Annotated in this window: 21 protein-coding genes and 3 tRNA genes; 11 read left to right on the top strand and 13 right to left on the bottom strand. The window is 67.1% G+C overall.

Annotated features, from left to right (window positions below; all coding sequences use genetic code 11):
- The first annotated feature begins 61 nt into the window (after nucleotides 1-61).
- On the top strand, nucleotides 62-706 hold the full coding sequence (locus tag RCP37_RS00120) for a TIGR03086 family metal-binding protein (protein WP_308485063.1): 645 nt from the start codon (nucleotides 62-64) through the stop codon (nucleotides 704-706).
- Nucleotides 707-825: 119 nt separating this feature from the next.
- Here the strand turns inward: RCP37_RS00120 and RCP37_RS00115 are convergent.
- Nucleotides 826-908 (bottom strand) — tRNA-Leu (locus tag RCP37_RS00115).
- 257 nt (nucleotides 909-1,165) lie between these two features.
- On the opposite strand from RCP37_RS00115, the gene RCP37_RS00110 reads away from it, so the two are divergent.
- The 7 genes from RCP37_RS00110 (at nucleotide 1,166) to pknB (ending at nucleotide 10,753) form a co-directional block, all read left to right on the top strand.
- Entirely contained in the window at nucleotides 1,166-2,647 is a 1,482-nt protein-coding gene (locus tag RCP37_RS00110) for an FhaA domain-containing protein (protein WP_308485062.1), read from the top strand.
- Nucleotides 2,648-2,802: 155 nt separating this feature from the next.
- The gene (locus tag RCP37_RS00105; RefSeq protein WP_024442112.1) at nucleotides 2,803-3,270 is read left to right on the top strand and encodes an FHA domain-containing protein FhaB/FipA; all 468 of its coding nucleotides are present in this window, start codon (nucleotides 2,803-2,805) and stop codon (nucleotides 3,268-3,270) included.
- A complete protein-coding gene (locus RCP37_RS00100; RefSeq protein ID WP_308485061.1) occupies nucleotides 3,267-4,715 on the top strand; it encodes a PP2C family protein-serine/threonine phosphatase in 1,449 nt (482 codons plus the stop codon). Before RCP37_RS00105 ends, RCP37_RS00100 begins: the two co-directional genes overlap by 4 nt.
- 50 nt (nucleotides 4,716-4,765) lie before the next feature.
- On the top strand, nucleotides 4,766-6,175 hold the full coding sequence (locus RCP37_RS00095; protein ID WP_308485060.1) for a peptidoglycan glycosyltransferase RodA: 1,410 nt from the start codon (nucleotides 4,766-4,768) through the stop codon (nucleotides 6,173-6,175).
- Nucleotides 6,172-7,653 carry a D,D-transpeptidase PbpA gene (gene pbpA, locus RCP37_RS00090; RefSeq protein WP_308485059.1) on the top strand — a complete coding sequence of 494 codons (1,482 nt, stop codon included), beginning with the start codon at nucleotides 6,172-6,174 and terminating at the stop codon, nucleotides 7,651-7,653. The genes RCP37_RS00095 and pbpA overlap by 4 nt, the downstream gene beginning before the upstream one ends.
- Entirely contained in the window at nucleotides 7,650-8,882 is a 1,233-nt protein-coding gene (locus RCP37_RS00085; protein WP_308485058.1) for a protein kinase domain-containing protein, read from the top strand. Before pbpA ends, RCP37_RS00085 begins: the two co-directional genes overlap by 4 nt.
- Nucleotides 8,879-10,753 carry a Stk1 family PASTA domain-containing Ser/Thr kinase gene (gene pknB, locus RCP37_RS00080; protein ID WP_308485057.1) on the top strand — a complete coding sequence of 625 codons (1,875 nt, stop codon included), beginning with the start codon at nucleotides 8,879-8,881 and terminating at the stop codon, nucleotides 10,751-10,753. The genes RCP37_RS00085 and pknB overlap by 4 nt, the downstream gene beginning before the upstream one ends.
- 18 nt (nucleotides 10,754-10,771) lie before the next feature.
- Here pknB and RCP37_RS00075 read toward each other — a convergent pair whose 3' ends face one another.
- Both RCP37_RS00075 and RCP37_RS00070 read right to left on the bottom strand, forming a co-directional pair.
- On the bottom strand, nucleotides 10,772-11,440 hold the full coding sequence (locus RCP37_RS00075) for an aminodeoxychorismate/anthranilate synthase component II (protein WP_308485056.1): 669 nt from the start codon (nucleotides 11,438-11,440) through the stop codon (nucleotides 10,772-10,774).
- Nucleotides 11,441-11,532: 92 nt separating this feature from the next.
- Complete coding sequence (locus RCP37_RS00070; RefSeq protein WP_308485055.1) at nucleotides 11,533-12,294, bottom strand: DUF881 domain-containing protein; 762 nt, start codon at nucleotides 12,292-12,294, stop codon at nucleotides 11,533-11,535.
- Nucleotides 12,295-12,386: 92 nt separating this feature from the next.
- On the opposite strand from RCP37_RS00070, the gene crgA reads away from it, so the two are divergent.
- Both crgA and RCP37_RS00060 read left to right on the top strand, forming a co-directional pair.
- Nucleotides 12,387-12,671 carry a cell division protein CrgA gene (gene crgA, locus RCP37_RS00065; RefSeq protein WP_024442104.1) on the top strand — a complete coding sequence of 95 codons (285 nt, stop codon included), beginning with the start codon at nucleotides 12,387-12,389 and terminating at the stop codon, nucleotides 12,669-12,671.
- Nucleotides 12,672-12,812: 141 nt separating this feature from the next.
- Nucleotides 12,813-13,244, top strand: a complete 432-nt coding sequence (locus RCP37_RS00060) for a PH domain-containing protein (protein WP_308485054.1) — start codon at nucleotides 12,813-12,815, stop codon at nucleotides 13,242-13,244.
- Between the two features lie 19 nt (nucleotides 13,245-13,263).
- On the opposite strand, the gene RCP37_RS00055 is transcribed toward RCP37_RS00060, so the two are convergent.
- Entirely contained in the window at nucleotides 13,264-13,812 is a 549-nt protein-coding gene (locus RCP37_RS00055; RefSeq protein WP_308485053.1) for a peptidylprolyl isomerase, read from the bottom strand.
- Nucleotides 13,813-13,851: 39 nt separating this feature from the next.
- On the opposite strand from RCP37_RS00055, the gene cwsA reads away from it, so the two are divergent.
- Nucleotides 13,852-14,277, top strand: a complete 426-nt coding sequence (gene cwsA / locus RCP37_RS00050; protein WP_308485052.1) for a cell wall synthesis protein CwsA — start codon at nucleotides 13,852-13,854, stop codon at nucleotides 14,275-14,277.
- A 31-nt stretch (nucleotides 14,278-14,308) separates the two neighbouring features.
- Here cwsA and RCP37_RS00045 read toward each other — a convergent pair.
- From RCP37_RS00045 to dnaA, 9 genes are all read right to left on the bottom strand, one after another.
- A tRNA-Ala gene (locus RCP37_RS00045) sits at nucleotides 14,309-14,381 on the bottom strand.
- 12 nt (nucleotides 14,382-14,393) lie between these two features.
- Nucleotides 14,394-14,467 (bottom strand) — tRNA-Ile (locus tag RCP37_RS00040).
- 84 nt (nucleotides 14,468-14,551) lie between these two features.
- On the bottom strand, nucleotides 14,552-15,400 hold the full coding sequence (locus tag RCP37_RS00035) for a DUF3566 domain-containing protein (RefSeq protein WP_308485051.1): 849 nt from the start codon (nucleotides 15,398-15,400) through the stop codon (nucleotides 14,552-14,554).
- A gap of 56 nt (nucleotides 15,401-15,456) precedes the next feature.
- Nucleotides 15,457-17,952: a DNA gyrase subunit A gene (gene gyrA, locus RCP37_RS00030; RefSeq protein ID WP_308485050.1), complete on the bottom strand. Its 2,496-nt coding sequence runs from the start codon at nucleotides 17,950-17,952 to the stop codon at nucleotides 15,457-15,459.
- 82 nt (nucleotides 17,953-18,034) lie between these two features.
- The gene (gyrB, locus tag RCP37_RS00025) at nucleotides 18,035-20,086 is read right to left on the bottom strand and encodes a DNA topoisomerase (ATP-hydrolyzing) subunit B (protein WP_308485049.1); all 2,052 of its coding nucleotides are present in this window, start codon (nucleotides 20,084-20,086) and stop codon (nucleotides 18,035-18,037) included.
- Nucleotides 20,087-20,285: 199 nt separating this feature from the next.
- The gene (locus tag RCP37_RS00020) at nucleotides 20,286-20,864 is read right to left on the bottom strand and encodes a DUF721 family protein (protein ID WP_308485048.1); all 579 of its coding nucleotides are present in this window, start codon (nucleotides 20,862-20,864) and stop codon (nucleotides 20,286-20,288) included.
- Nucleotides 20,861-22,021, bottom strand: a complete 1,161-nt coding sequence (recF, locus tag RCP37_RS00015; protein ID WP_308485047.1) for a DNA replication/repair protein RecF — start codon at nucleotides 22,019-22,021, stop codon at nucleotides 20,861-20,863. The genes RCP37_RS00020 and recF overlap by 4 nt, the downstream gene beginning before the upstream one ends.
- 39 nt (nucleotides 22,022-22,060) lie before the next feature.
- Nucleotides 22,061-23,257: a DNA polymerase III subunit beta gene (gene dnaN / locus RCP37_RS00010; protein WP_308485046.1), complete on the bottom strand. Its 1,197-nt coding sequence runs from the start codon at nucleotides 23,255-23,257 to the stop codon at nucleotides 22,061-22,063.
- A gap of 533 nt (nucleotides 23,258-23,790) precedes the next feature.
- Complete coding sequence (gene dnaA / locus RCP37_RS00005) at nucleotides 23,791-25,260, bottom strand: chromosomal replication initiator protein DnaA (RefSeq protein WP_308485045.1); 1,470 nt, start codon at nucleotides 25,258-25,260, stop codon at nucleotides 23,791-23,793.
- Nucleotides 25,261-25,338 lie beyond the last annotated feature (78 nt).

The raw sequence follows: 25,338 nt of genomic DNA, 5'->3' as shown, positions 1-25,338 counted from the left end.
CCAGCAGACTCCCACACAAACTGGCCAATAGATGTCCGGTTATGGCCACAACAATGGCGCCATGACCACACCGACCAGTCCTTCCGCAGCCCCTCCGACCGACCCCCGCCCCGTGCTCGACCGTGCCGTCGCGACCGGCGCCGCCGTGATTGCCGGCATCCGCCCAGACCAGCTCACCGACCCGACGCCCTGCACCGAGATGAACGTGCGGACGTTGGTGACGCACCTGATCGGCGTTCTCGACCGAGTTGCCGCACTGGGCAACGGCGAGGACCCCTTCGCCGTCGCCGAGCCACAGGTCTCCGACAATCGCTGGGCCGATGCGTGGCGGGAGTCCGGCCGACGCGCCGCCGACGCCTGGGGCGACGACGCCGTCCTGCAACAACCCATGGCGCTGCCGTGGATCCAGGGCAGCGGCGCCGAGGTCCTGGCGTCTTACCTTTCTGAAGTGACCGTGCACACCTGGGACCTGGCGGTCGCCACCGGCCAGCAGCCCGACTGGGACGACACAGTGGTCGCCGCGGCGTTGCAGTCGGCACACCGGATCTTGCCGGCCGAGAATCGTCGCGCGCTCTATGCAGAGATCTCGGCCGCGATGGGCCTGGATGAGGTAGCCATGCCGTTCGCCGAAGCCGTCGCCATTCCCGACGACGCCCCCGCGATCGACCGGCTCATCGCCTGGAACGGCCGCGATCCGCTCTGGTGATGCGGAGGGCCCAACGCCGGGTGGCTGGGAGAGAACTGCTCCTACCCGCCAAACACAAAGGTCACGAACCATTTCTGGTTCGTGACCTTTGTGTCTGCGGTTCGTAGAACCGCACCCTGTGGGCGAAGGGGGACTTGAACCCCCACGTCCCGAAGGACACTGGCACCTGAAGCCAGCGCGTCTGCCATTCCGCCACTCGCCCGAGCAACCGGGGGAGCCTATCACGGGTCCCCCGTCCTCTTAAAAAACGGCTCCGGACCTGCAGCGCAGACCGCCCGGGCCTCACCCAGGGCGTCGTGACCCCTTCGTGACCTGGTCTTATCCGATTCTCCGCCGTAGAAGGGTGCCGCCCTGGCACCCCGGGTCGATACCATGTCCAGGGCGGATGCAGCTGAGCGACACGCCGCAGCAGCGTTCCCGATAGGGCTAGTGACGGCGGAGAGTAAGGCGGGTAGCAGCTTGGACAGCCAGCGCGGGCTGGTTCATCGCATCGAGCGCAAACTCGAATCCGCTGTGGAGGATGCGATGGCCCGGGTCTTCGGAGGGGAAGTCCTCCCTGAGGAAGTGGAGGCTGCGCTGCGCCGCGAAGCCGCCGCCGGGGTGCGCTCCCTGGCCGGAAATCAACTTTTGGCACCCAACGAATACGTCATTACCCTCGGTAGGGACGACTACGAGAAGGTGGGCGCCGACCAGGATCTGACGTCGACGGCATTCGCCCGCCATCTGGCCGGGTACATCGGCGAACAGGGGTGGCAAACGTATGGTGATGTGGTTGTCCGGTTCCAGCAGTCGCCGAGCCTGCGAACCGGCCAGGTCCGCGCACGCGGCGGCGTCAACCCTGACGCCAGCCCCCACGAGACGCTCAACGAATCCCGCCCGCCACAATCAGTTCATGCGTTTACCGCAGAATCAGGAGTGCCACCGATGACCGATAACCCGAGCTACCGCGGCGCCCACGGGCAGGATCGTCCCGGCGACGAGTACTACGACCCCCGCTACGGGCGGCCCGCCGACGATGCTCGCGGCGGTCAGGACCCCCGTGGCCCCTACGCTCCCGAAGCCGACCACTACCAGCAGGAGCAGCGCGGCGGCTACCCCGACCAGGGCCAAGGCGGCGCCTACGCTCCGCCGCGTCGTCCCGAGCAGGGCGGCTACCCCGAGCAGGGCGGCTACCCCGGCCAAGGCGGCGGCTATGCCCCTCCCGCCCCGCCGGCCCAGCCCTACGAGCAGCGTCCGCCCAGCGGCTACGGCGCTCCCGCCGGCTATGAGCAGGGCTACCCCCAGCACCAGCCTCCGGCACCGGCCTACCCGGCGCCCGGCTACGGCTACGGCGAGGCACCTCCGGCCCGCCAAGACGACTACTCGCAGCCGGGGGCCTACCCCGAGGGCCAGTACGAGCAGCGCCCCGCCTACCCCGACCAGGGTGGGTATGACCAGGGTGGCCAGTCCTACGGCCGCCAGGACTACGGCCAGCCCGGGTACGGCTACGGCGAGGGAGCTCCGGCTCCCGCCGGTTACGACTACGGCCAGCCCGCACCCGGCGGCTACGGCGAAGGTCAAGGCTCCCAGGCCGGCTACGACTACGGCCAGCAGGCCCAGGGCGGTTACGGGGAGGCTCCCGGGGGCGGCTACGGCCAGCGCGCCTACTCCGCGCCCGCCTCGGTCACCCTGCAGCTCGACGACGGCAGCGGCCGGACCTACCAGCTGCACGAAGGCGCCAATGTGGTGGGCCGCGGCCAGGACGCCCAGTTCCGGTTGCCCGACACCGGGGTGTCGCGCCGTCACCTCGAGATCCGCTGGGACGGCCGGGTCGCCCTGCTCTCGGACCTGAACTCGACCAACGGCACCACGGTGAACAACGCCCCCGTCCAGGAGTGGCAGCTGGCCGACGGCGACGTCATCCGGCTGGGTCACTCCGAGATCATCGTCCGGGTCCACTAGGCGCGGCGGCAGCGTCCACCCCACTGACAATTCCCATCCAGCAAAGCGCTGCCGCTTTGCCCTACGGCCCCCCGCGCCCAAGTATCGTGACTTTGCCGAAGTGCTCCGCCGTCAGGAGCACGCCATGGGCTGCGCGACAACGGAGAGGACGCCGGATGCAGGGACTGGTGCTGCAGCTGACGCGAGCCGGTTTTTTGACGTTGTTGTGGCTGTTCATCTGGTCCGTCCTGCGGATTTTGCGGACCGACATCTACGCGCCCACCGGCGCGGTGATGGTCCGCCGCGGACTGTCGATCCGCGGCGTGCTGCTCCCACCGCGCCAGCAACGGACCACCGCGCGGCATCTGGTGGTGACCGAAGGACCACTGACCGGGGCGCGCATCGCGCTCAGCGATCAGCCGGTTCTGGTGGGCCGCGCCGACGACTCCACGCTGGTGCTCACCGACGATTACGCCTCCACCCGGCACGCTCGACTATCTCAGCGGGGCACGGAATGGTATGTCGAAGATCTGGGATCGACCAACGGGACCTACCTTGACAGGGTGAAGGTGACCACTGCGGTACGGGTTCCGGTCGGCACGCCGATACGAATCGGCAAGACCGCGATCGAGCTCCGCCGGTGAGCCTGGTTCTGCGGTACGCCGCCCGCAGCGACCGCGGTCTGGTGCGCTCCAACAACGAGGACTCCGTCTACGCCGGAGCCCGGCTGTTGGCATTGGCCGACGGCATGGGCGGACACGCGGCCGGTGAAGTCGCGTCGCAACTGGTGATCGCCGCGTTGGCGCACCTCGACGATGACGAGCCCGGCGGCGACCTGCTGGCGAAGCTGGAAAGCGCCGTGCAAGAGGGCAACTCGGCGATCGCGGCCTATGTCGAAGAGCACCCCGATCTCGAGGGCATGGGCACCACGCTGACCACGATCCTGTTCGCCGGACCCCGACTGGGGCTGGCCCACATCGGCGACTCCCGCGGCTACCTGCTGCGCGACGGCGAACTCACCCAGATCACTAAGGACGACACCTTCGTACAGACCCTGGTCGACGAAGGCCGCATCACCTTGGAGGAGGCGCACAGCCATCCGCAGCGCTCGCTGATCATGCGCGCCCTGACCGGCCATGAGGTAGAGCCGACGCTGATCATGCGCGAAGCGCAGGCCGGCGATCGTTATCTGCTGTGCTCCGACGGTTTGTCGGACCCGGTGAGCACCGAGACCATCCACGAGGCGCTGGAGATCCCCGACGTCAACGACTGCGCGCTGCGGCTCATCGAGTTGGCACTGCGCGGCGGTGGCCCGGACAACGTCACGGTGGTGGTGGCCGACGTCGTCGACGTCGACTACGGCCAGACCCAGCCGATCCTGGCCGGGGCGGTCTCCGACAGCGACGACGACCACGTGATCGCCCTCAACACCGCTGCCGGGCGGGCGTCGGCGATCTCCCCGCGCAAGACGGTTGCCAAGCGCGTGCTGCCGCGTATCGAAACGCCGGACCGGCCACCCCGTTCCCGGCGGCGCAAGTTCATCGTCGCGGCGCTGCTGCTGACACTGCTGGGCGCCGGGCTACTGGTCGGACGCACGATCGTGCGCACCAACTACTACGTCACCGCCTATGGCGGCACGGTGGCGATCATGCGCGGCGTGCAGGGATCCATCCTGGGTGTGCCGCTGCAGGAGCCCTACCTGCTCGGCTGTCTGGACAGCAAAGGCGAGCTGGTGCAGATCAGCTTCAAACAGTCCGGCGACAAGCTGGCCTGCCGGCTGATGACGTTGCAGGACCTTCGCGCGCCGGCCCGCCAACAGGTGAGCAACGGCCTGCCCGCCGGCACCCTCGACGACGCGATCACCCAACTGCGCAATCTGGCCCGCGATTCACTGCTGCCGCCATGCCCGCACGGCACCACCACCGGCACCAACTCGACGCCGTCGCGCACGCCGGCCCCTGGCCTGGTCCCGACCGGTCCGCGGCCCGGCCCGCCGCCGCCCCCTTCCGGAAAGTCGCGTCTGCCCACCCTGACCAACCTGCCCCCGGCACCTCCAGAACCGGGGACCGACTGCCGGGCGGCCTCATGATCCGCGCCGGCGACGATGCAGAGCGGAGCGATGAGTCGGACCGGAGCGACGTGAACACCGCACCGCAGCCGCCGGTGACCCTGACCCCGGCGCTGCCGGATCGACGTAACGCCGAACTGCTGCTGCTGTGCTTCGCCACCATGATCATCGCGGTGGCGATGCTGATCGTCGAGGCCGGTCACGAGCAGGGCCTGCGCCCCGACCTGGTCGGTTACGGGGTGGCGTTTCTGGTGCTGTTCGGCTTCGCGCACCTGGTGATCCGGCGGTCGGCGCGTTACGCCGATCCGCTGCTGCTGCCGGTGGTGGCCCTGCTCAACGGCCTTGGGCTGGTGATGATCCACCGCATCGACCTGGGAGTCGGGATCGACGGCGCCGACGCGCGTCCCGGCGCCAGCGCGCAGATGCTGTGGACACTGGTCGGCGTCGGAGTTTTCGCGCTGGTGCTGGTGGCCCTCAAAGACCATCGCCAACTCTCCGGCAGCGGCTACGTCTGCGGCCTGGCCGGCCTGGTGCTGCTGGTGATCCCCGCCCTGCTACCGGCCTCGCTGTCCGAGCGCCAGGGCGCCAAAATCTGGATTCGGTTGCCGGGCTTCTCAATTCAGCCCGCCGAGTTCTCCAAGATCTTGTTGCTGATCTTCTTTGCCGCGGTGCTGGTGTCCAAGCGCCGGTTGTTCACCAGCGCCGGCAAGCACGTGCTGGGCATGAACCTGCCCCGGCCCCGCGACTTGGCGCCGCTGCTGGCCGCCTGGGTGATCTCGGTCGGGGTCATGGCGTTCGAGAAGGACCTCGGCACGTCGCTGCTGCTGTACGCCTCGTTCCTGGTGGTGGTGTACCTGGCCACCCGCCGGTTCAGCTGGATGGTGATCGGCATGCTGCTGTTCGCCGCCGGCAGCGTGGCCGCCTACTTCCTGTTCAGCCACGTCCGGGTGCGGGTGCAGACCTGGCTCGACCCCTTCGCCGACCCGGAGGGTGTCGGCTATCAGATGGTGCAGTCGCTGTTCAGCTTCGCCACCGGCGGCATCTTCGGCACCGGGTTGGGCAACGGACAGCCCGGTTATGTGCCCGCGGCGTCGACGGACTTCATCATCGCCGCGTTCGGCGAGGAGCTGGGCCTGGTCGGGCTCGCCGGTGTGCTGATCCTGTACACCATCGTGATCGTGCGCGGGATGCGGACAGCGATCGCGGTGCGTGACAGCTTCGGCAAGCTGTTGGCCGCCGGCTTGGCCGCCACCTTGGGCATTCAGCTGTTCATCGTGGTCGGCGGGGTGACGAAGCTGATTCCGCTGACCGGGCTCACCACCCCGTGGCTGTCCTATGGCGGGTCGTCGTTGCTGGCCAACTATGTGCTGCTGGCGATAGTGCTGCGCGTCTCGCACGCCGCCCGCCGGCCGCTGAGCACCCATCCCGTGCGCCCGACTCCGATCGGCGACACCGGCACGGCGGTGATCGAGCGCGTATGAACACCTCCTTGCGCCGCGTCACGATGACCCTGATGGCGCTGATCGTGCTGCTGTTGGGCAACGCCACCCTGACCCAGGTCTTCGCCGCCGATGGGCTGCGCGCCGACCCGCGCAACCAGCGGGTGCTGCTCGACGAATACTCCCGGCAACGCGGCCAGATCACCGCCGCCGGCCAGCTGCTGGCCTACTCGGTCGCCACCGACGACCGGATCAAATACCAGCGCATCTACCCCGACCCGGCGGTGTATGCGCCGGTCACCGGGTTCTACTCGCTGCGGTACTCCAGCAGCGGCCTCGAGCGCGCCGAGGACACCGTGCTCAACGGGTCGGACCCGCGCCTGTTCGGGCTGCGGTTGGCCGACTTCTTCACCGGCCGCAGCCCGCGCGGCGGCACCGTGGAGACCACCCTCCGGCCGCGGGTGCAGCAAGCCGGCTGGGAGGCGATGCAGAAGGGTTGCACCGGCGGCTGCCGCGGCGCGGTGGTGGCCCTGGAGCCGTCCACCGGCAAGGTCCTGGCGATGGTGTCAGCGCCGTCCTATGACCCCAACCTGCTGTCCTCGCACGATTCGGCCAAGCAGGGTCAGGCCTGGCAACAGCTGCGCGACGACCCCACCTCGCCGCTGACCAACCGCGCCATCAGCGAGACGTACCCGCCGGGCTCGACGTTCAAGGTGATCACGACGGCGGCGGCGCTGCAGGCCGGCGTCAGTGAGAACGAGCCGCTGACCAACGCGGCGCGGATCGCGCTGCCCGACAGCACGGTCACGCTGGAGAACTACGGCGGCAGCACCTGCGAGGGTAGTAACGAGCAGACCGTTCCGCTGCGGATGGCGTTCGCGCGTTCCTGCAACACCGCCTTCGTCCAGTTGGGTATTCGTACCGGCGTGGACGCTCTGCGCAGCACTGCCCAGGGGTTCGGGCTGGATATCACCCCCGAGCCGATGCCGCTGCAGGTCGCGGAGTCCACCGTCGGCCGGATCGGCGACGCGGCCGCGCTCGGCATGACCAGCATCGGCCAGAAGGATGTCGCGATCACCCCGCTGAAGAACGCGGTCATCGCGGCGACCATCGCCAACGGCGGGCTGACCATGCAGCCGTATCTGGTCGACGGCCTGGAGGGTCCGGACCTGGCGGGCATCGCCACCACCCAACCGCGCGAGCAGCGCCGTGCAGTGTCCTCGCAGGTCGCGGCTAAGCTAACTGAACTAATGATCGACGCCGAAAGAATGACCCAGCAGGAGGGGGCCATCCCGGGCGTACAGATCGCGTCGAAGACCGGCACCGCCGAACACGGTCCCGATCCGCGGAACACCCCGCCGCACGCGTGGTACATCGCCTTTGCCCCGGCCAGCGCCCCGAAAGTGGCCGTTGCCGTCCTAGTCGAAGACGGTGGTGACCGCTTGGCCGCCACCGGCGGTGCCTTGGCGGCACCGATCGGTCGCGCCGTGATCCAAGCCGCCCTGCAGGGGCGCTCATGAGTCCACAGGTCGGCGCGGCACTGGCCGGGCGTTATCGGTTGCAGCGGCTCATCGCCACCGGCGGTATGGGTCAGGTGTGGGAGGCCGTCGACAACCGGCTGGGCCGGCGCGTCGCGGTCAAGGTGCTCAAGCCGGAGTTCTCCTCGGACCCGGAGTTCATCGAGCGGTTCCGGGCCGAGGCCCGCAACACCGCGATGCTCAACCATCCCGGTATCGCCAGCGTGCACGACTACGGCGAGACCGAGCTGGACGGCGAAGGCCGCACCGCGTTCCTGGTGATGGAACTGGTCAATGGCGAGCCGCTGAACTCGGTGCTCAAGCGGACCGGGCGATTATCGCTGCGGCACGCGCTGGACATGCTGGAGCAGACCGGGCGCGCACTACAAGTGGCGCACAGCACCGGGCTGGTGCACCGCGACGTCAAGCCCGGCAACATCATGATCACCCCCACCGGCCAGGTGAAGATCACCGACTTCGGCATCGCCAAGGCCGTCGACGCGGCCCCGGTCACCCAGACCGGCATGGTGATGGGCACCGCCCAGTACATCGCCCCGGAGCAGGCGCTGGGCCAGGACGCCACCGCCGCCAGTGACGTGTACTCGCTGGGTGTGGTCGGCTACGAGGTGCTGTCGGGCCGCCGTCCGTTCACCGGCGACGGTGCGCTGACCGTCGCGATGAAGCACATCAAGGAGCCCCCGCCGCCGCTGCCGGCCGAGTTGCCGCCCAACGTGCGCGAACTGATCGAGATCACGCTGGCCAAGAACCCGGGGATGCGCTACCGCAGCGGCGGCCCGTTCGCCGACGCGGTGGCCGCGGTGCGATCCGGGCGCCGTCCCACCCGACCCAGTCAGGCACTGCCGGCCGGCCGCGCCGCCCCGTCGGCCATCCCTTCGGGTGTCGTCACCCGGGCCGCTCCGCCCGTGTCGGCCCGGGCCACCGCGGCGCGCCGAGCCCGGCCCAGCACCGGCACCCATCGCACGCCCCCGCCGCGGCGCACGTTCACCGCCGGGCAGCGCGCGCTGCTGTGGGCGGCCGGTGTGCTCGGCACGCTGGCGATCATCATCGCGGTGCTGATCGTGGTCAACGCCAAGAGTCCGGGCGGCTCGTTGGCGCCGGCCACCGTCACCGACACCGGGGCGCCACTGACCAGCTCGTCGAGCGCTGAACCGTCGTCGGCCTCACCGCCCGCGCATTCGTCGGGTTGGACCTGGCACGGGACGTCGCGATGACCACGCCGCAGCGGCTGTCGGACCGCTACGAACTCGGCGAGATCCTTGGCTTCGGCGGGATGTCGGAGGTGCACCGCGCCGTCGACACCCGCCTGCACCGCGAGGTCGCCGTGAAGGTGCTGCGCGCCGACCTGGCCCGCGACCCCAGTTTCTACCTGCGCTTCCGGCGGGAGGCGCAGAACGCCGCGGCCTTGAACCACCCGGCGATCGTCGCTGTCTACGACACCGGTGAAGCCGAGACTCCGGCCGGGCCGCTGCCCTACATCGTGATGGAGCTCGTCGAGGGCGTCACGCTGCGCGACATCGTGCACAACGACGGCCCGATGACGCCGATCCGCGCCATCGAGGTGATCGCGGACGCCTGCCAAGCGCTGAACTTCAGCCACCAGCACGGCATCATCCACCGCGACGTCAAGCCGGCCAACATCATGATCGACATGCACAACGCGGTGAAGGTCATGGACTTCGGCATCGCCCGTGCCGTCGCCGACGCCGGCAACAGCGTCACCCAGACCGCCGCCGTGATCGGCACCGCCCAGTACCTCTCGCCCGAACAGGCTCGCGGCGACACCGTCGACGCTCGCTCCGACGTGTACTCGCTGGGCTGCGTGCTGTACGAAATCCTCACCGGCGACCCACCTTTCGTCGGCGACTCGCCGGTGGCGGTGGCCTACCAGCACGTCCGCGAAGACCCGGTACCCCCGTCGCAGCGGCTCCCGGGCCTGCCCGCGGATCTGGACGCAGTGGTGCTCAAGGCGCTGGCGAAGAATCCGGACAATCGCTACCAGACCGCCGCCGAGATGCGCGCCGATCTGGTGCGGGTCCACAACGGGGAGACGCCCGAAGCGCCGCGGGTGCTCACCGAGGCGGACCGTGCCTCGATCATGACGCCGCGCGCCGGCGACGGCATCGGCGCGCAGACCGACCCGCTGCCCCGCCAGGAACTCGACTTCGGCCACGAGCGGCCGGGTTCGGTGGGCCGCTGGCTGATCGCCGCGATCGTGCTCGCCGTGCTGACCGTCATCGTCACGGTGTCGATCAACACGTTCGGCGGCCGCACCCACCAGATTCAGGTTCCCGACGTCAGCGGCCGTGCGTCGGTCGATGCGATCGCCGAACTACAGAACAAGGGCTTCAAGACCCGCACCGAGCAACGCGCCGATTCTCACGTCCCGCCCGACCATGTGATCGGCACCGACCCACCCGCCGGCGCCCCGGCGAACAAGGGCGACAAGATCACCGTCGACGTGTCCTACGGGCCGGAGCAGCGCCAGCTTCCCGATGTCGCGACCCTGAGCTACGCCGACGCGGTCAAGAAGCTCACGGCCGCCGGGTTCGGCAAGTTCAAGCAGGTCAACTCGCCGTCGACCCCGGAACTCAAGGACAAGGTGGTCGGCACCAACCCGCCGGCGAATCAGACCACGGCGGTCACCAACGAGATCATCATCGTGATCGGCAGTGGCCCGGCCACCAAGCCCGTTCCCGACGTGATCGGCCAGACACTGGATCTAGCCCAGAAGAACCTGACCGTCTACGGCTTCACCAAGATCACCGAGGTGACGGTGGACAGTCCGCGGCCGGCCGGCGAGGTGATCGCCACCAGCCCGCCCAGCGGTGAGACGGTGCCCGTCGACGCGGTGATCGAGCTGCGGGTGTCGCGGGGCAACCAGTTTGTGATGCCGGATCTGGCCGGCATGTTCTGGACCGACGCCGAACCGCAGCTGCGGGCACTGGGCTGGACCGGGATGCTGGTCAAGGGCGCCGACGTCGATGCCGGCGGGTCCGGACACAACCGGGTGCTCTACCAGAGCCCCGCGGCCGGCCAGGGTGTGAACACCGACGGCAACATCACGCTGCGCTTCGGCCAGTAGTTCGACGCCGGCGATCGCCTACGGAACAGGGGCGGGCGGGCGCGCGGTCTGCACCGTCGCGGCGATTTCCTCCTCCAACCGGCGCACCAAGGAGTCGTCGCAGCTGTAGCCGCAATAACCCAGCCAGTTGGCCAGCATCCGGTGACCGCCCTCGGTGAGGATGGACTCCGGGTGGAACTGCACCCCGTGGATGGGCAGCTCGGTGTGCCGCACCGCCATGATCACCCCGCCGCGGGTGCGCGCCGTCGCCTCCAGAACGGGGGGCAGCGTCTCGGGCAGGATCGTCAACGAGTGGTAGCGGGTGGCCGTGAACGGATCCGGCAAACCCTTGAGCACCCCGGCATCGGAGTGAAAGACCGTGCTGGTCTTGCCGTGCAGCAGCTCCGGCGCCCGGCCCACCGTGCCGCCGAAGGCCACGCCGATCGCTTGGTGCCCCAGGCAGACTCCTAGCACGGGGATCCCCGCGGCCGCGCACGCACCGACCAAGGCGATCGAGGCGCCGGCACGTTCGGGCGTGCCCGGCCCGGGGCTCAGCAGCACCCCGTCGAAGTCGGCCACCGCAGCGGCCGGGTCGGCCAGGCGGGCGTCGTCGTTACGCCAGACGGCAGCCTGCACACCCAACTGGCCCAGATACTGGACCAGGTTGAACACAAAGCTGTCGTAATTGTCGACGACGAGGATCCGCACGACCAACAGGCTACCGCCGTGTTAATGGCGGCGACCCGCTGCGCCCGGCTCCGCCGCGCTGGCGATCGTCGCTTGCGGCGCGGGCACCGGTGTCAGTAGTCGACCGGCCCGGCTGGCACGGCGTAGCGCATCCGGGCGACGGCCGGGGTCTCGGCGACCACGAGGTCCGTCCCGACCTGCTCGCTGTAGCCCAAACCGAACCGGATCACGTACTGCTTGTACAGCGTGATCAGGGGATCGGCGGCCAAGGCGGCCTGCATCGCGGCCGGGTCACCGATCGCGGTCACCACGTACGGGGGGCTGTAGGTTCGGCCGTCCAAGAGCAGGGTGTTGCCCACGCAGCGCGGCGCCGACGCCGCGGTGATCCGCTGGTCCTGCATCTGCACCGCTTCGGCTCCGGAACTCCACAATGCGTTGAGCACAGCGGAGATGTCCTGTTGGTGCACCACCAGGTCGTCGGGGGAGGCGTCCCGGGGGAACCGGCCGTTGGCGTCGCGCTGGGCGTCGGTGAGTGTCACCACCAGGCCCGGCCCGTGCATCGCCTCCAGCCCGGCGGCCTCGGCGAGTTGCTCGCTGCGTTTGCGCATCGCCGACAGGGCAACCCCGGAGCCTCGACCGTGAACCGAACCCACACCGGCTGCCAACACGTCACGTTGTGCGGTGAGGTCTTCCACTGTGGCCTGGGTCGAGCGGACCAGATCGACCAGCCGGGGGGCGTCACCACGCCGGATCTCTTTGCCGCCCGAGACCCCGTGCGTGGCCGCCAGCAGCAGGCCGGCCAGTAGGCAGACCAGCGGAACTCCGAGCCGCCACGGGGAGCGGCGGCCGGAAGAGGGCAGCCCGCTGCGCTCCATCGGCTCTCCCGTTCTCAGCTGGGTTATCCTGCTGGGCTAATCTCGTACCGACCCATACTCGCAGCTTCACGCCGCACTTTCCCGAGGTACCGATGCCCAAGTCCAAGGTTCGCAAGAAGACCACCAGCTTCACCCCTTCGTCGGTGAGCCGTACCCCGGTCAAGGTCAAAGGCGGCCCATCCAGCACATGGTTCGTCGCACTGTTCCTGGGGCTGATGCTCCTCGGACTGGTGTGGCTGATGGTGTATCAGCTCGGGGCCACCGGACTGGACGCCCCCGCGGCGCTCAACTGGATGGCTGAGCTGGGCCCGTGGAACTACGCCATCGCGTTTGCCTTCATGATCACCGGGCTGTTGCTCACCATGCGCTGGCACTGAGCTGCGCAGACGCGGTATTTCGGTTATGTCGGGCCGCCGCCGATGCCAGCTGGGCAACCAAGCAATTGCTCAATCACATCGATGTGATTTATCCCCACTGTGGACAACTCCTGTAGATAACTTTGAAACCCGCAGGTCGAAATGACTCAGGACCGGCATGAGCAGACGGAGTGGTCGCCACCGGCCGGCGGAATCGCCGGTTGCGCGCTTGTCGGGGGGGTATTAGCCATCGGCGCTGTGACGGTCGCCACAGATACGCCAGGACGTGTTCTGGCCAGCGTTGCCGGAGTCGGCCTGATGGTGTTTGCCGGGTTGTCTTGGCGGGCCCGGCCCAAGCTCGCGCTGACGTTCGACGGCCTTGCGGTGCGCGGTTGGTGGCGTACCCGAGTGCTCACCCCGGACAGCCTTACCCGGCTTCGGGTCACGGAGTATCAGCGCATCGGGCGCAAGCATCGGCTACTGGAGATCGAGACGCTCGATGACGAGCTGCTGATCTTGTCGCGGTGGGATTTGGGAACCGACCCACGCGATGTGTTTGAAGTACTGTCAGCGGCCGGTTACACCGGCCGCTGACAACAGCTGCGCGTCGCTGCTAGGCGACGGTGATCGACTCGATGACGACGGGCTCGGTGGGCCGGTCGGCACGGTCGGTCGCGGTGGTGGCGATGGCGTCCACGACGGCCTGCGAGTCCGCGTCCACGACCTCACCGAAGATGGTGTGCTTGCGGTTCAGGTGCGGGGTCTGGCCCACGGTGATGAAGAACTGCGAGCCGTTGGTACCCGGTCCGGCGTTGGCCATCGCCAGCAGGTAGGGCTTGTCGAACACCAGCTCGGGGTGGAACTCGTCCTCGAACTTGTAGCCGGGGCCGCCGCGACCGGTACCGGTCGGGTCGCCGCCCTGGATCATGAAGCCATTGATCACCCGGTGGAACACCGCGCCGTCGTAGAACGGCCCCGACGAGCCGCCGGAGGCGTTGGTGGTCGAGTACTCCTTGGTGCCCTGGGACAGGCCGACGAAGTTGGCCACGGTCTTGGGAGCGTGGTTGCCGAACAGCGCGATCTTGATGTCGCCGCGGTTGGTGTGCAGCGTGGCAGTTGCGGTGGCAATGGAGCTGGAGGTCATGGCATCACAGTCTGCCATTCGCGGCGTGGTGGGCTGCGTCACGGGTAGCGTTGTGCCATGCGCCTGGCGACCGAGACCCCGCTGACCCATCGAGAGCGCCTGACACGGGGCCTCGCCCATAGCGCTGGCGGGCCGGTGGATGTGGCGCTTGGCGCCGCGGGTCTCAGTGGTGCCGCTGTGCGCCGCGGGGCGGTGGAGCTACGCCGGCGCTACCGGGAGAGCCAACTGTCCGATCGCGTCGCCGAGGCCGCCGAAGCCGCGGCCCGGGAATTGGCCGCCGCCCAAGAGGCCGTCGCCGGCTTCCCGGAGCTGTTGGAAGGTACCGCTCCCCGCCGCCATGTTCGTCGATCCTGGGTGCTCGTGGCGGCCGCCGGCGCGGCACTGCTGGCGGGCGGGGTGGTGGCGGTATTGATCCGCCGCTCGAACCGGCCGCAGGAGTCGTCGCCGCGCCCACCGAGCGTGGACGCACAGCACAAGATTTAGTACACAGGGCGACGCTTTCGCGATCGCATTGTGGAGCCTAGGAGATTCGAACTCCTGACATCTGCCTTGCAAAGGCAGCGCTCTACCAACTGAGCTAAGGCCCCTGATGGGACTCGTGGGCCTAGGAGGACTCGAACCTCCGACCTCTTCGTTATCAGCGAAGCGCTCTAACCACCTGAGCTATAGGCCCGTAATTGTCTGACGACCGAGCGAGATTACCGCACCAAACGTCCCCCGACCAAAATGCGACTAAAAGGCCAGGGCAGGCGGTCGATCAGTCCCGGTCGGCCAGGGTTACCTCCACACCGCCGACCACGTCTGTGGTGAGGTTGTAGATCACCACGCCGAGGGTGGCCATCGCGGTCAGGACCACGACATTCACCAGCCCGATCAGCGCGGCGCCGCCGAAAATCGAACCGGCGGAAACCAGTTCGGCGGCGCTGTTGTTGGTCAACAGGTCGCCCACATTGCTGTTCAGCTTGCTCCAGACGCCCATGGCGCCCAAAGCGACGTACAGCACCGCCACCGCGATCATCCAGACGAAGAACAGCGCCGTCGACAGCAGCAACGACACCTTGAGCGCGCTCCAGGGGTCGATCCGGCGAATCTGCATGCTGGCGCGCAGCGGACCGCGCGGGCCCGCCGACACCTGGGGGCGACGGGCCTGAGACCGCCGCTGCGCCGGTTCTGACAGATCTGGCAGCTCGCTGGCGTAGGCGTCGTCGGGCTGGGCGGGCTTCACCGGTGGCGCGACCTTGGCGGCCGGCTTGGCCGGTTGAGCCGGTGGTTTGGCGGGCTGGGCCGGCGGCTTGGCCGCAGCCGGGGGCTTGGCCGGGGCCTGCTGGGGCGCGCCGGGCGCGGGAGGCGCTGTCGGGGCAGCCGTACCGGAGACGAACCGGCGTATCCGCTCGTCAACGCCGGAGGAGTGCGCCCCGCCGTCTCCGGGCCGAGCCGGTGCCGGCGGACGGGCTTGGCCGCCGCGTTGCCACGGCGGGGCTTCCCCGGTCTCGGTGATCCGGCCGGGACGGCCCGGGGGCCGTTGACCCGGCTCGGCCGGACCGGTTCCGGCCGGCTCCGCCTTGCCCCCGTTGCCCGGGTGCCCCGGCTCGTTCGGTGCGCTCACCCACGACTCCTTACCTGCGTATCCCCACCGCGCCGCGGCCGGGTCTGACGTCGGGTTTAGCTACCCGAGTCCTCGTCGGCCGCCTCTTCGTCGGCGTTCCGCGCAATCGCTATCAGTGTGTCGCCCTCACCCAAGTTCATCAACCGAACGCCCTTGGTCTGCCGTCCAGCCTTGCGAACCTGCCGGGCCGCGGTGCGAATCACGCCGCCGCCGGAGGTGATTGCGTAGAGCTCACTCTCGTCATCGACGATCAGGGCCCCGACCAGGCGGCCTCGCCGCGAATCGTACTGAATGGTCAGGATTCCCTTGCCGCCGCGACCCTGCGCGGTGTACTCCTCGATTGCCGTTCGCTTGGCGTACCCGCCTGCCGTGGCCACCAGTAGATAGGTGTCCTCGCGGACCACGTTGAGCGACAGCAGCCGATCATCGGCGTTGAACCGCATGCCCTGCACACCGGAGGTGGCGCGGCCCATCGGCCGCAGCGCCTCGTCGGTCGCCGAGAACCGGATGGATTGACCGTTCGCCGACACCAGTAGCAGGTCTTCCTCGGCGGAGCACAGCACCGCGCCCACCAGTTCGTCCCCGTCACGCAGGTTGATCGCGACAATGCCGCCGGACCGGTTCGAGTCGAAGTCGGTCAGCTTGGACTTCTTGACCAGCCCGTTGCGGGTGGCCAGCACCAGGTATGGCGCGTCCTCGTAGCTCTTGATCTGGATGACCTGAGCGATCCGCTCTTCGGGCTGGAAGGCCAACAGGTTGGCGACGTGCTGGCCGCGTGCGGTGCGCAACGCCTCGGGCAGTTCGTAAGCCTTGGCTCGGTACACCCGGCCCTGCGTGGTGAAGAACAGGATCCAGTCGTGCGTGGAGCAGACGAAGAAGTGCGCGACGATGTCGTCCTGCTTGAGGCCCGCGCCCTGTACGCCCTTGCCGCCCCGCTTCTGGCTGCGGTACAGATCGGTCTTGGTGCGCTTGGCGTAGCCGGTCTCGGTGATGGTGACGACGACGTCCTCGCGGGCAATCAGATCCTCGTCGGCGACGTCACCGTCGGCGGCGATGATCCGGGTCCGCCGGTCATCGCCGAACTTCTCGACGAGCTCAGCCAACTCGTCGTGCACAATCGCGCGCTGCCGCTCCGGCTTTTCCAGGATGTCCTTCAGGTCAGCGATCTCGGCCTCGATCTTGGCCAATTCATCGATGATCTTCTGGCGTTCCAGCGCGGCCAGCCGGCGCAGCTGCATGTCCAAAATCGCTTGTGCCTGAATGTCATCGATATCAAGCAGGTCGATCAGGCCCTGGCGAGCGATGTCGACGGTCTGCGATGCCCGGATCAGGGCGATCACCTCGTCGAGAGCATCGAGCGCTTTGACCAGACCGCGCAGGATGTGGGCGCGCTCCTCGGCCTTGCGGAGCCGGTAGCGGGTGCGCCGAATGATGACGTCCAGCTGATGCGCCACGTAGTAACGGATCATCTGATCCAGCCGCAGGGTGCGCGGCACCCCGTCGACGATCGAGAGCATGTTGGCGCCGAAGCTGGTCTGCAGCTGGGTGTGCTTGTAGAGGTTGTTCAGCACCACCTTGGCAACCGCGTCGCGCTTGATCTCCACGACGATGCGCAGACCGACGCGGTCACTGCTCTGGTCTTCAATGTTGGCGATTCCCACCAACTTCCCGTCGCGCACCTGCTCGGCGATCGACGTGATGAAGTTGTCGTGGTTGACCTGATACGGCAGCTCGGTGATGACCAGCAGTGCTCGCCCGCGCGAGTCCTCCTCGATCTCGACCACACCGCGCATCCGGATGGATCCGCGACCCGTGCGGTAGGCGTCGCTGATGCCCTGGGAACCGACGATCAGACCGGAAGTGGGGAAGTCCGGGCCCTTGACCCGCTCCATCATCGCTTCGAGGGTGGTCTCTTCATCGGCTTCGTGGTTTTCCAGGCACCAGAACACCGCTTCGGCGAGTTCGCGCAGGTTGTGCGGCGGGATGTTGGTCGCCATACCGACCGCGATACCGCCGGAACCGTTGGCCAGCAGGTTCGGGAATCGGCTGGGCAGCACGGTCGGCTCTTGCACCCGACCGTCGTAGTTCGGAACGAAATCGACTGTTTCCTCGTCGATTTCGCGCAGCATCTCCATGGCCAGCGGGGTCAACCGGGCCTCGGTGTAACGCATGGCGGCCGCGGGGTCGTTGCCCGGTGAACCGAAGTTGCCCTGGCCGTCGACAAGCGGGTAGCGCAGCGACCACGGCTGGGCCATCCGAACCAGGGTGTCGTAGATCGAGGCGTCACCGTGCGGGTGGTAGTTGCCCATCGTCTCGGCAACCGACCGTGCGGATTTCGCGTGACTGCGGTCCGGCCGGAACCCGGAGTCATACATCGCGTAGAGGACCCGGCGGTGCACCGGCTTGAGGCCGTCACGCACTTCGGGAAGGGCACGGCCCACGATCACGCTCATGGCGTAGTCGATGTAGCTGCGCTGCATCTCCTGCTGGATGTCGACCGGCTCGATCCGGTCCACCGAGTCGTCTCCGGGTGGCAGCGTCGTGTCTGTCATCTATTCCTCGTTCTGTGAAGAAGTCAGTCAGGTCAGATGTCGCGATATCTCGCCGACGTCACTGGAACATCGGCCTACATCGCTAAACATCGAGGAAGCGAACGTCTTTCGCGTTCCGCGTGATGAAGCTGCGGCGGGCCTCGACGTCTTCGCCCATCAGGATCGAGAACAGCTCGTCGGCGGCGGCGGCGTCGTCGAGAGTGATCTGGCGCAGTACTCGCACGGTCGGGTCCATGGTGGTCTCCCACAGTTCCTTGGCGTCCATCTCACCAAGACCCTTGTAACGCTGGATGCCGTCGTCCATGTTGATCTTCTTGCCGGCGGCCTTGCCCGCTTCGAGCAGACCGTCGCGCTCGCGGTCGGAGTAGGCGAATTCTGCCGTGGTTCCGCGCTGCCACTTGAGCTTGTACAGCGGCGGCTGCGCCAAGAACACGTGCCCGTGCTCCACCAGCGGTCGCATGAAACGGAACAACAGGGTCAGCAGCAACGTAGAGATGTGCTGGCCGTCGACGTCGGCGTCGGCCATCAGCACGATCTTGTGATAGCGCAGCTTGGACAGATCGAACTCATCGTGAATACCGGTGCCCAGGGCGGTGATGATCGCCTGGACCTCGTTGTTCTTCAGCACGCGGTCGATGCGGGCCTTCTCGACGTTGATGATCTTGCCGCGCAACGGCAGGATCGCCTGGAACATCGAGTCGCGGCCGCTCTTGGCCGAGCCGCCGGCCGAATCACCCTCCACCACATAGAGTTCGCACTTGCTCGGGTCATTCGAGCGGCAGTCGGCCAGCTTTCCGGGCAGTCCACCTAGGTCCGTAGCGCTCTTGCGCCGCACCAGTTCTCGTGCCTTGCGCGCGGCCATCCGGGCCTGGGCTGACGAGACCGCCTTGTTGATGATGGTCTTGGCTTCGGCCGGGTTCGCCTCGAACCAGTGGCCGAGCTGTTCGTTGCAGACCTTCTGCACGAACGACTTGACCTCGGTGTTGCCCAGCTTGGTCTTGGTCTGGCCCTCGAACTGCGGCTGCGACACCTTCACCGAGATGACCGCGGCCAAACCCTCGCGGATGTCGTCACCGGTGAGGTTCGGATCCTTGTCTTTGAGCAGCTTCTTGTCTTTGGCGTACTTGTTGACGACGCTGGTCAACGCCGACCGGAAGCCCTCTTCGTGGGTACCGCCCTCGGCGGTGTTGATGGTGTTGGCGAAGGTATGCACCGACTCCGAGTACCCGCCGTTCCACTGCATGGCGATCTCGACTTCGTGTCCGGTTCCCTTGCCGTCGAAGTCGACGATGGTCGGGTGGATCGCGGTCTTGCTGCGGTTGATGTGTTGAACGAAATCGCGCAGGCCGCCCGGGTAGTGGAAGACCCGGTGCTTGACCTTGTGCGGGGCCACGGCTTCGGCGGCCTGTTCCTCGGCGGTCTTGGGCGCTTCGGCGGTGTCGCTGACCACCTCGTCGACGACCTCTTCGACCCGGACCCGTTCGTCGGTCAGGTCGATGGTCAAGCCCTTGTTGAGGAACGCCATCTCCTGCAGGCGGCGGGCGACCGTCTCGAAGTCATAGGTGGTGGTCTCGAAGATGTCCGGATCCGCCCAGAACCGGATGGTGGTGCCGGTCTTCTTGCTCTTCTCACCCTTGCGCAGGGTTCCCGGAACCGACTTGTCGTAGCTCTGGAACCACTCATAGCCGTCCCGGAAGATGTCGGCCTCCAGGCGAGTCGACAGGGCGTTGACCACTGACACGCCCACACCGTGCAAACCGCCGGAGACGCTGTAGGCGCCTTCCTCGAATTTTCCGCCGGCGTGCAGCACGGTCATGACGACATCCACGGTGGGTACACCGGTGGCATGCATGGCCACCGGGATCCCTCGACCATCATCGGTGACCTCGACGCCGCCGTCTTCGAGGATGCGGACTGTCACCGTAGAGGCGAAGCCGGCCATCGCCTCGTCGACGGCGTTGTCGACGACTTCCCAGATCAGGTGGTGGAGACCGCGTTCACCGGTGGAGCCGATATACATACCGGGTCTTTTGCGGACTGCCTCGAGGCCTTCGAGAACCTTGATCGAATCGGCACCATACTTGTTTTCGGCAGCCACGGTCGGGGAGCTCTCCTCAGGTTCGCAAGTCAGCATTCGACGCAGCACTTGGGTGCATGCGCGGGATACTGAGCCAGTCTACCTTGGGGTCCCGACGGCGAGTATTTTCTTCGGGTGTTTCTGCCTACCTGATTGCGCCGTGGCGTCGATATCGCGGTTTGCCTCGTGTCCGGCCGGTGGCCGGAGCGATTTTTTTGCTCGTAGCGCCACACAGCCGCCAGATTCCGGCGGCGGCTCAGCCGTAGGTGTCGCGCGGACCCCGACCGGAGACGTGTAGCGGCCCTTTGCGCCAGGACGGGGCCGTCGGACCGGTGATCTTGAGCGTCTTGACCACGCCGTCACCGACGGCGGCGGCGATCTTGGCCAGCAACTGGGCCTGGACCAGGCGTAACTGGGTAGCCCAGGCCGTCGATTCGGCCGCGACGCTGAGCACCCCGTCGGAGAGCCGGGTCGGAGTTGCGTGCGAGGCGATGTCGTCACCGACCACGGAGCGCCACTGACCCAGCACTGTGCCTTCGGCGACCTGGGCAGACCAGCCTCGGGATTGGGCAAGGTCGCGGGTGGCCGCACCAAAGCTCTGGGGATCCCGGCGATCTGGTCCCGGCCCCGACCAGCTGCGGCGTCCACCACCGGCGCCCGGGGTACGGCGGCGCAGCGGCGCCCGGCGGCCTTGGCCGACGTCTTTGCCCTGACTGCGGGCAGCTTCCCGCGCTTCGGCCAGCGTCCGGCGGACAAGGTCCATGCCGGTCAGGCCGGCCAGGTGCGCCGGTGGCTGCAGGGCCGGCTCGTCTTGGGATTTGTCCGAGTCGGTCACGAGGCATCGTCCTTCAGTTCCGACACCCTGCCCTCGTCGCCCTCGGTCACCGCGATACGAATGTGGCGGGCTTGCCAGTCGGCGGGGATGTCATCGGGGACGGCGGCGGTGATCAAGACCTGCTCTGCGGACGCGGCGACGCTGGCCAGCGCCCGGCGCCGCGCGGCGTCCAGTTCGGCGAAAACATCGTCGAGCAACAGCACAGGTTCGGCGCCTTCGCTGCGGAGTAGTTCATAGGAAGCCAGTCGCAGCGCCAGAGCCATCGACCATGATTCGCCATGGCTGGCAAAGCCTTTCACCGGTCGGTCGCCGAGCCGCAACTCCAGCTCGTCGCGATGGGGGCCGACCAGGCACACGCCGCGTTCCAATTCCGCACTGCGGCGGCGCGCCAACTCCGCCAGTAGGGCTTCTTGGAGTTCGACCGCGCCCTGGTTCTCGGCACCGATGGGGATCTCAAGTTTCGGCCGATAGGCCACCGCGGCGGTTCTGGTGCCGGGCGCCAGCAGTTGATAGGCCTTCTCGACTTCCGGCGCCAACTGGTTGACCAGGTCGATACGGGCGGCCATCAACTCCGCGCCGTGCAGCGCCAATTGGGAATCCCACACGTCGAGGGTGTCGAGCACCGCTCGGTCACCGCGATGCAGTGCTCCCGGGGCGCTTTTGAGCAGCGCGGTGCGCTGTCGCAGCACCTTGTCGTAATCGGCGCGCACTCCGGCGATCCGCGGACGGCGCACGCTGGCCAATTCGTCGAGATAACGGCGGCGCTCACCGGGATCCCCGCGCACCAACGCCAGATCTTCCGGGGCGAACAACACCGCACGCAGCACCCCCACGACTTCGCGGGCGTGCCGCACCGGCGCGCGGTTGAGACGCACCTTGTTGGCCCGACCTGCGGCGATCTCCAGATCGACCGCGAGTTCGCGGCCTTCATTCACCACGATTGTCGAAACCACGGCGCGGGTGGCGCCCGATCGAATCAGTGGTGCGTCCGTGGCCACCCGGTGTGATCCCAAAGTGGACGAATACCACAGTGCTTCAACGAGATTGGTCTTGCCAAAGCCGTTCGGTCCGACCAGCACCGTCGCGCCCGGTTCCAGTTCCAGTTCGACGTGCGCCCACGACCGGAAATCCCGCAGGCCCAAGTGGCGGACATACACCGAGAAACCAACCCCTCCCCTCGTCGCTGCCCGCGCCGATTAGCCGGGCAAGCGAACCGGCATCAACAGGTAGACGTAATCCGACGGCACCGCCGGGAACGGACCGTCACCGATCAGCGCGGGGTCTTCCGCACTGGCCGGGCGCAGTACCGCCGGCTTCTTCGGATCCGTGAAACCCATCGACACCTTCTCGCTGTGCAGCGATCCCAACCCGTCTGTGAGGTAGGTCGGGTTGAATGCGATGGTCAACGGCTCGCCGACGAAGTCGATCGGCAGATCCTCCTCGGCACGACCGACATCTTCCGCCCCCGCCGACAGTCGCAGAGTGCCCTCGGACAACTCCAGACGCACCTGGGCGCCCCGGTCGGCCACCAATGCCACACGCTTGATCGCCTCGGTGAGCTCCGCAACACCGATGGTGGCGACGGCCAGATGCTCGCTGGGCAGCAGCTGCCGGAATTTCGGGAATTCGGCGTCCAACAGTCGAGTGGTGCTGCGCTTTCCAGCGCTGGTGATGCCCAGCAGGCCCTCGTTGCCGACCGACGCACCAGCGCCCAGGGCCAGATGCACTTCGTTGCCGTCGCTGCTGGCTTTGGCTGCTTCGGCGAGGGTCTTCGCCGGAACCAATACCGCCGCTTCGGTACCTGGTGCGGCGGACCAACTCAACTCTCGAACAGCCAGGCGGAAACGGTCGGTGGCAGCCAAAACCACTGTGTTACCAGAGATTTCGACACGGATGCCGGTCAACATGGGCAGCGTGTCGTCGCGGCCGGCAGCCACGGCTACCTGGCCGATGGCCTCGGCGAACACATCTGAGGACAACACGCCGGTTTCGTCGGGCAGTGTCGGCAGAGTGGGGTAATCCTCGACCGTCATGGTCGGCAGCGAGAATCGCGCATTCCCACAGGTCAAGGAGACCCGGGTGGACTCGACCTGAACTTCGACAGGCTTGGCCGGCAGTGCCCTGGTGATATCCGAGAGCAGTCGACCTGATACCAAAACGCTTCCGGGAGAAGCGATCTCAGCCGCAAGCTGAACTTCGGCGGAGACTTCGTAATCGAATCCGGACACGGTCAGACCGTTGTCGGAACCTGTCAGCAGCACGCCGGCCAACAGTGGCACCGTAGGCCGGGCCGGCAGAGACTTCGCCACCCACGCCACCGCGTCAGCGAAGTCATCCCGGTCCAGGCGGAACTTCAAGTCGGTCAGACCCGCGTTCGTGGTCGCCGCGTCCATAACGTCCTCTCGTCACCCCGATATCGAGCTCTACTCTGCGGCGACTGGTGAACACCCCCACCCGCGGCCGTGTAACGCCCCACGCCGAAGTGTAAGAGCGGTAGGTCACCAACCGTAGAGCCTGGACGGCCTTCTTGAAAGTTAAACCTCGACACCGACCGGCTCAGCATGGCCTTGGCCACGGACGCGGCTGGCCGGTTGTGAACAGCCCGGGTTGACGCGAATCCCCAACGACCTGTTTTTAAAAAGAATCGAGGGATAACTCCCAGTATTAGTAGTAAGTCCTGTGGATGCTGGGCACAGCGTGGCATCGTCGCTGCTGAGCAGGGGCACGGGGTTGGGGAGGAGCAGTGAATGACACGCCCGGGCCGGCCGACACGGCTGTGTATGAAGTAGCCGGTGTGGATCGACTGATCGTTCGTTACGGGATGGTGGACAGGTTGTCCGCAGCGGTATCCACAGGGCACGACCGTGACGGGTGGTACGAGTGGGTCCAAAGTTTTTTGTAAGAAGACGGACTACAAAGCCGGGAATCAGCGCTTGGCGCGCTGCCGGATCCGGGTGGTGAGCTCTTTGACTTGATCGAAGACCTCGCGACGCTCGGCCATCTCCCCGCGGATCTTGCGTTCGGCGTACATCACCGTGGTGTGGTCGCGACCGAATGCCTGGCCGATCTTGGGCAGTGACAGGTCAGTGAGCTCCCGGCACAGATACATGGCGATCTGGCGGGACTGCGCCAGGGGCCGGGTCTTGCCGGGCCCGCGTAGTTCCTCGACGGAGGTGTCGAAGTACTCGGCGATGACAGCCATGATGATCGCGGCGCTGATCTGCATGGTGCTGGCGTCGGCGATCAGGTCACGCAACACGATCTCGGCCAACGCCCGGTCGATCGGGGTCTTGTTGAGCGAGGCGAATGCGGTGACGCGGATCAGTGCACCCTCGAGTTCGCGAATGTTGCGTTCGATGCTGGTGGCGATGAGCTCGAGCACGTCGCCGGGCACGTCGAGGCGATCCATCTGCGCCTTCTTGCGCAAAATGGCGATCCGGGTCTCCAGATCCGGCGGCTGGACGTCAGTGATCAAGCCCCACTCGAAACGGGTACGAAGCCGATCCTCAAGAGTGGCAAGCTGTTTCGGCGCCCGATCGGACGTGATCACGATCTGCTTATTGGCGTTGTGCAACGTGTTGAAGGTATGGAAGAACTCTTCCTGGATACCTTCTTTACCCTCGATGAACTGGATGTCATCGACGAGCAGGACATCGATGTCGCGGTAGCTGCGCTTGAACGCCACCTTGCGGTCGTCGCGGAGAGAGTTGATGAAGTCGTTGGTGAACTCTTCGGTGGAGACGTACTTGACCCGCATCCCGGGGAAGAGTCGCTGGGTGTAGTTGCCGGCCGCGTGCAGCAGGTGAGTCTTACCCAGACCGGATTCACCCCAGATGAAGAGGGGGTTGTAGGCGCGTGCGGGTGCTTCGGCGATGGCGAGCGCGGCGGCATGGGCGAACCGGTTGGAGGTGCCGATGACGAAGGTGTCGAACGTATAGCGCCGGTTGAGGCTCGCGCCGTCGGCGGTAGGGGAGTCCTCACTAGGCCGTTCGGTGAAGTAGTTAGGCCAGTCGTATTCGACGTCGGTGGTGTCGTCGTCTTCTTCGTCGGCGCGTACCTCTACACCGCTGTCGGTGCTCGATGTGCTCGGTTGTTCCTCCGCGGTTTGCGGCGAGATCCGAACCCCGAGCTCGATGGCGTGACCGAGGCGCCGGCTGAGTGCATCGGTGATCTGGGTCCGCAGATGCCGTTCGATCTCGTTTTGGACGAAGCTGCTCGGAACCGCCAGCAGCGCGAAGCCCTCGACGATGGCCAGCGGGTGGACCAGCTTGAGCCAGGCCTTCTGCTGGGGGGTCAACGTCGGAGCAGCACCGTTGGTTGGCGGGGCTTCACCGTTGAGTTCGGCGACTACCTCGTCCCAGAGACTGAGGAAGGCAGTGCCGGGGTCCTCACTCAAAGCCCCATCCCCCTGGTTCGACGCCGTCTGGCCTGGCACCGCAGTGTCAGGATGCCGTACAGGGACATGCTATCCACA

Source organism: Mycolicibacter sp. MU0102 (genome assembly GCF_963378105.1).
Lineage (GTDB): Bacteria > Actinomycetota > Actinomycetes > Mycobacteriales > Mycobacteriaceae > Mycobacterium > Mycobacterium holstebronense.
Note: the sequence above shows the minus strand (reverse complement) of the source record. Positions and strands in the feature narration are given on the sequence as shown.

What these genes read in the sequence shown, in the direction of transcription:
- RCP37_RS00120 (WP_308485063.1), top strand. Translation starts at nt 62, where the DNA reads ATGACCACACCGACCAGTCCTTCCGCAGCCCCTCCGACCGACCCCCGC.
- RCP37_RS00105 (WP_024442112.1), top strand. Translation starts at nt 2,803, where the DNA reads ATGCAGGGACTGGTGCTGCAGCTGACGCGAGCCGGTTTTTTGACGTTG.
- pbpA (WP_308485059.1), top strand. Translation starts at nt 6,172, where the DNA reads ATGAACACCTCCTTGCGCCGCGTCACGATGACCCTGATGGCGCTGATC.
- RCP37_RS00085 (WP_308485058.1), top strand. Translation starts at nt 7,650, where the DNA reads ATGAGTCCACAGGTCGGCGCGGCACTGGCCGGGCGTTATCGGTTGCAG.
- pknB (WP_308485057.1), top strand. Translation starts at nt 8,879, where the DNA reads ATGACCACGCCGCAGCGGCTGTCGGACCGCTACGAACTCGGCGAGATC.
- RCP37_RS00070 (WP_308485055.1), bottom strand. Translation starts at nt 12,294, where the DNA reads ATGGAGCGCAGCGGGCTGCCCTCTTCCGGCCGCCGCTCCCCGTGGCGG.
- crgA (WP_024442104.1), top strand. Translation starts at nt 12,387, where the DNA reads ATGCCCAAGTCCAAGGTTCGCAAGAAGACCACCAGCTTCACCCCTTCG.
- RCP37_RS00060 (WP_308485054.1), top strand. Translation starts at nt 12,813, where the DNA reads ATGACTCAGGACCGGCATGAGCAGACGGAGTGGTCGCCACCGGCCGGC.
- RCP37_RS00055 (WP_308485053.1), bottom strand. Translation starts at nt 13,812, where the DNA reads ATGGCAGACTGTGATGCCATGACCTCCAGCTCCATTGCCACCGCAACT.
- cwsA (WP_308485052.1), top strand. Translation starts at nt 13,852, where the DNA reads ATGCGCCTGGCGACCGAGACCCCGCTGACCCATCGAGAGCGCCTGACA.
- gyrA (WP_308485050.1), bottom strand. Translation starts at nt 17,952, where the DNA reads ATGACAGACACGACGCTGCCACCCGGAGACGACTCGGTGGACCGGATC.
- gyrB (WP_308485049.1), bottom strand. Translation starts at nt 20,086, where the DNA reads ATGCTGACTTGCGAACCTGAGGAGAGCTCCCCGACCGTGGCTGCCGAA.
- dnaN (WP_308485046.1), bottom strand. Translation starts at nt 23,257, where the DNA reads ATGGACGCGGCGACCACGAACGCGGGTCTGACCGACTTGAAGTTCCGC.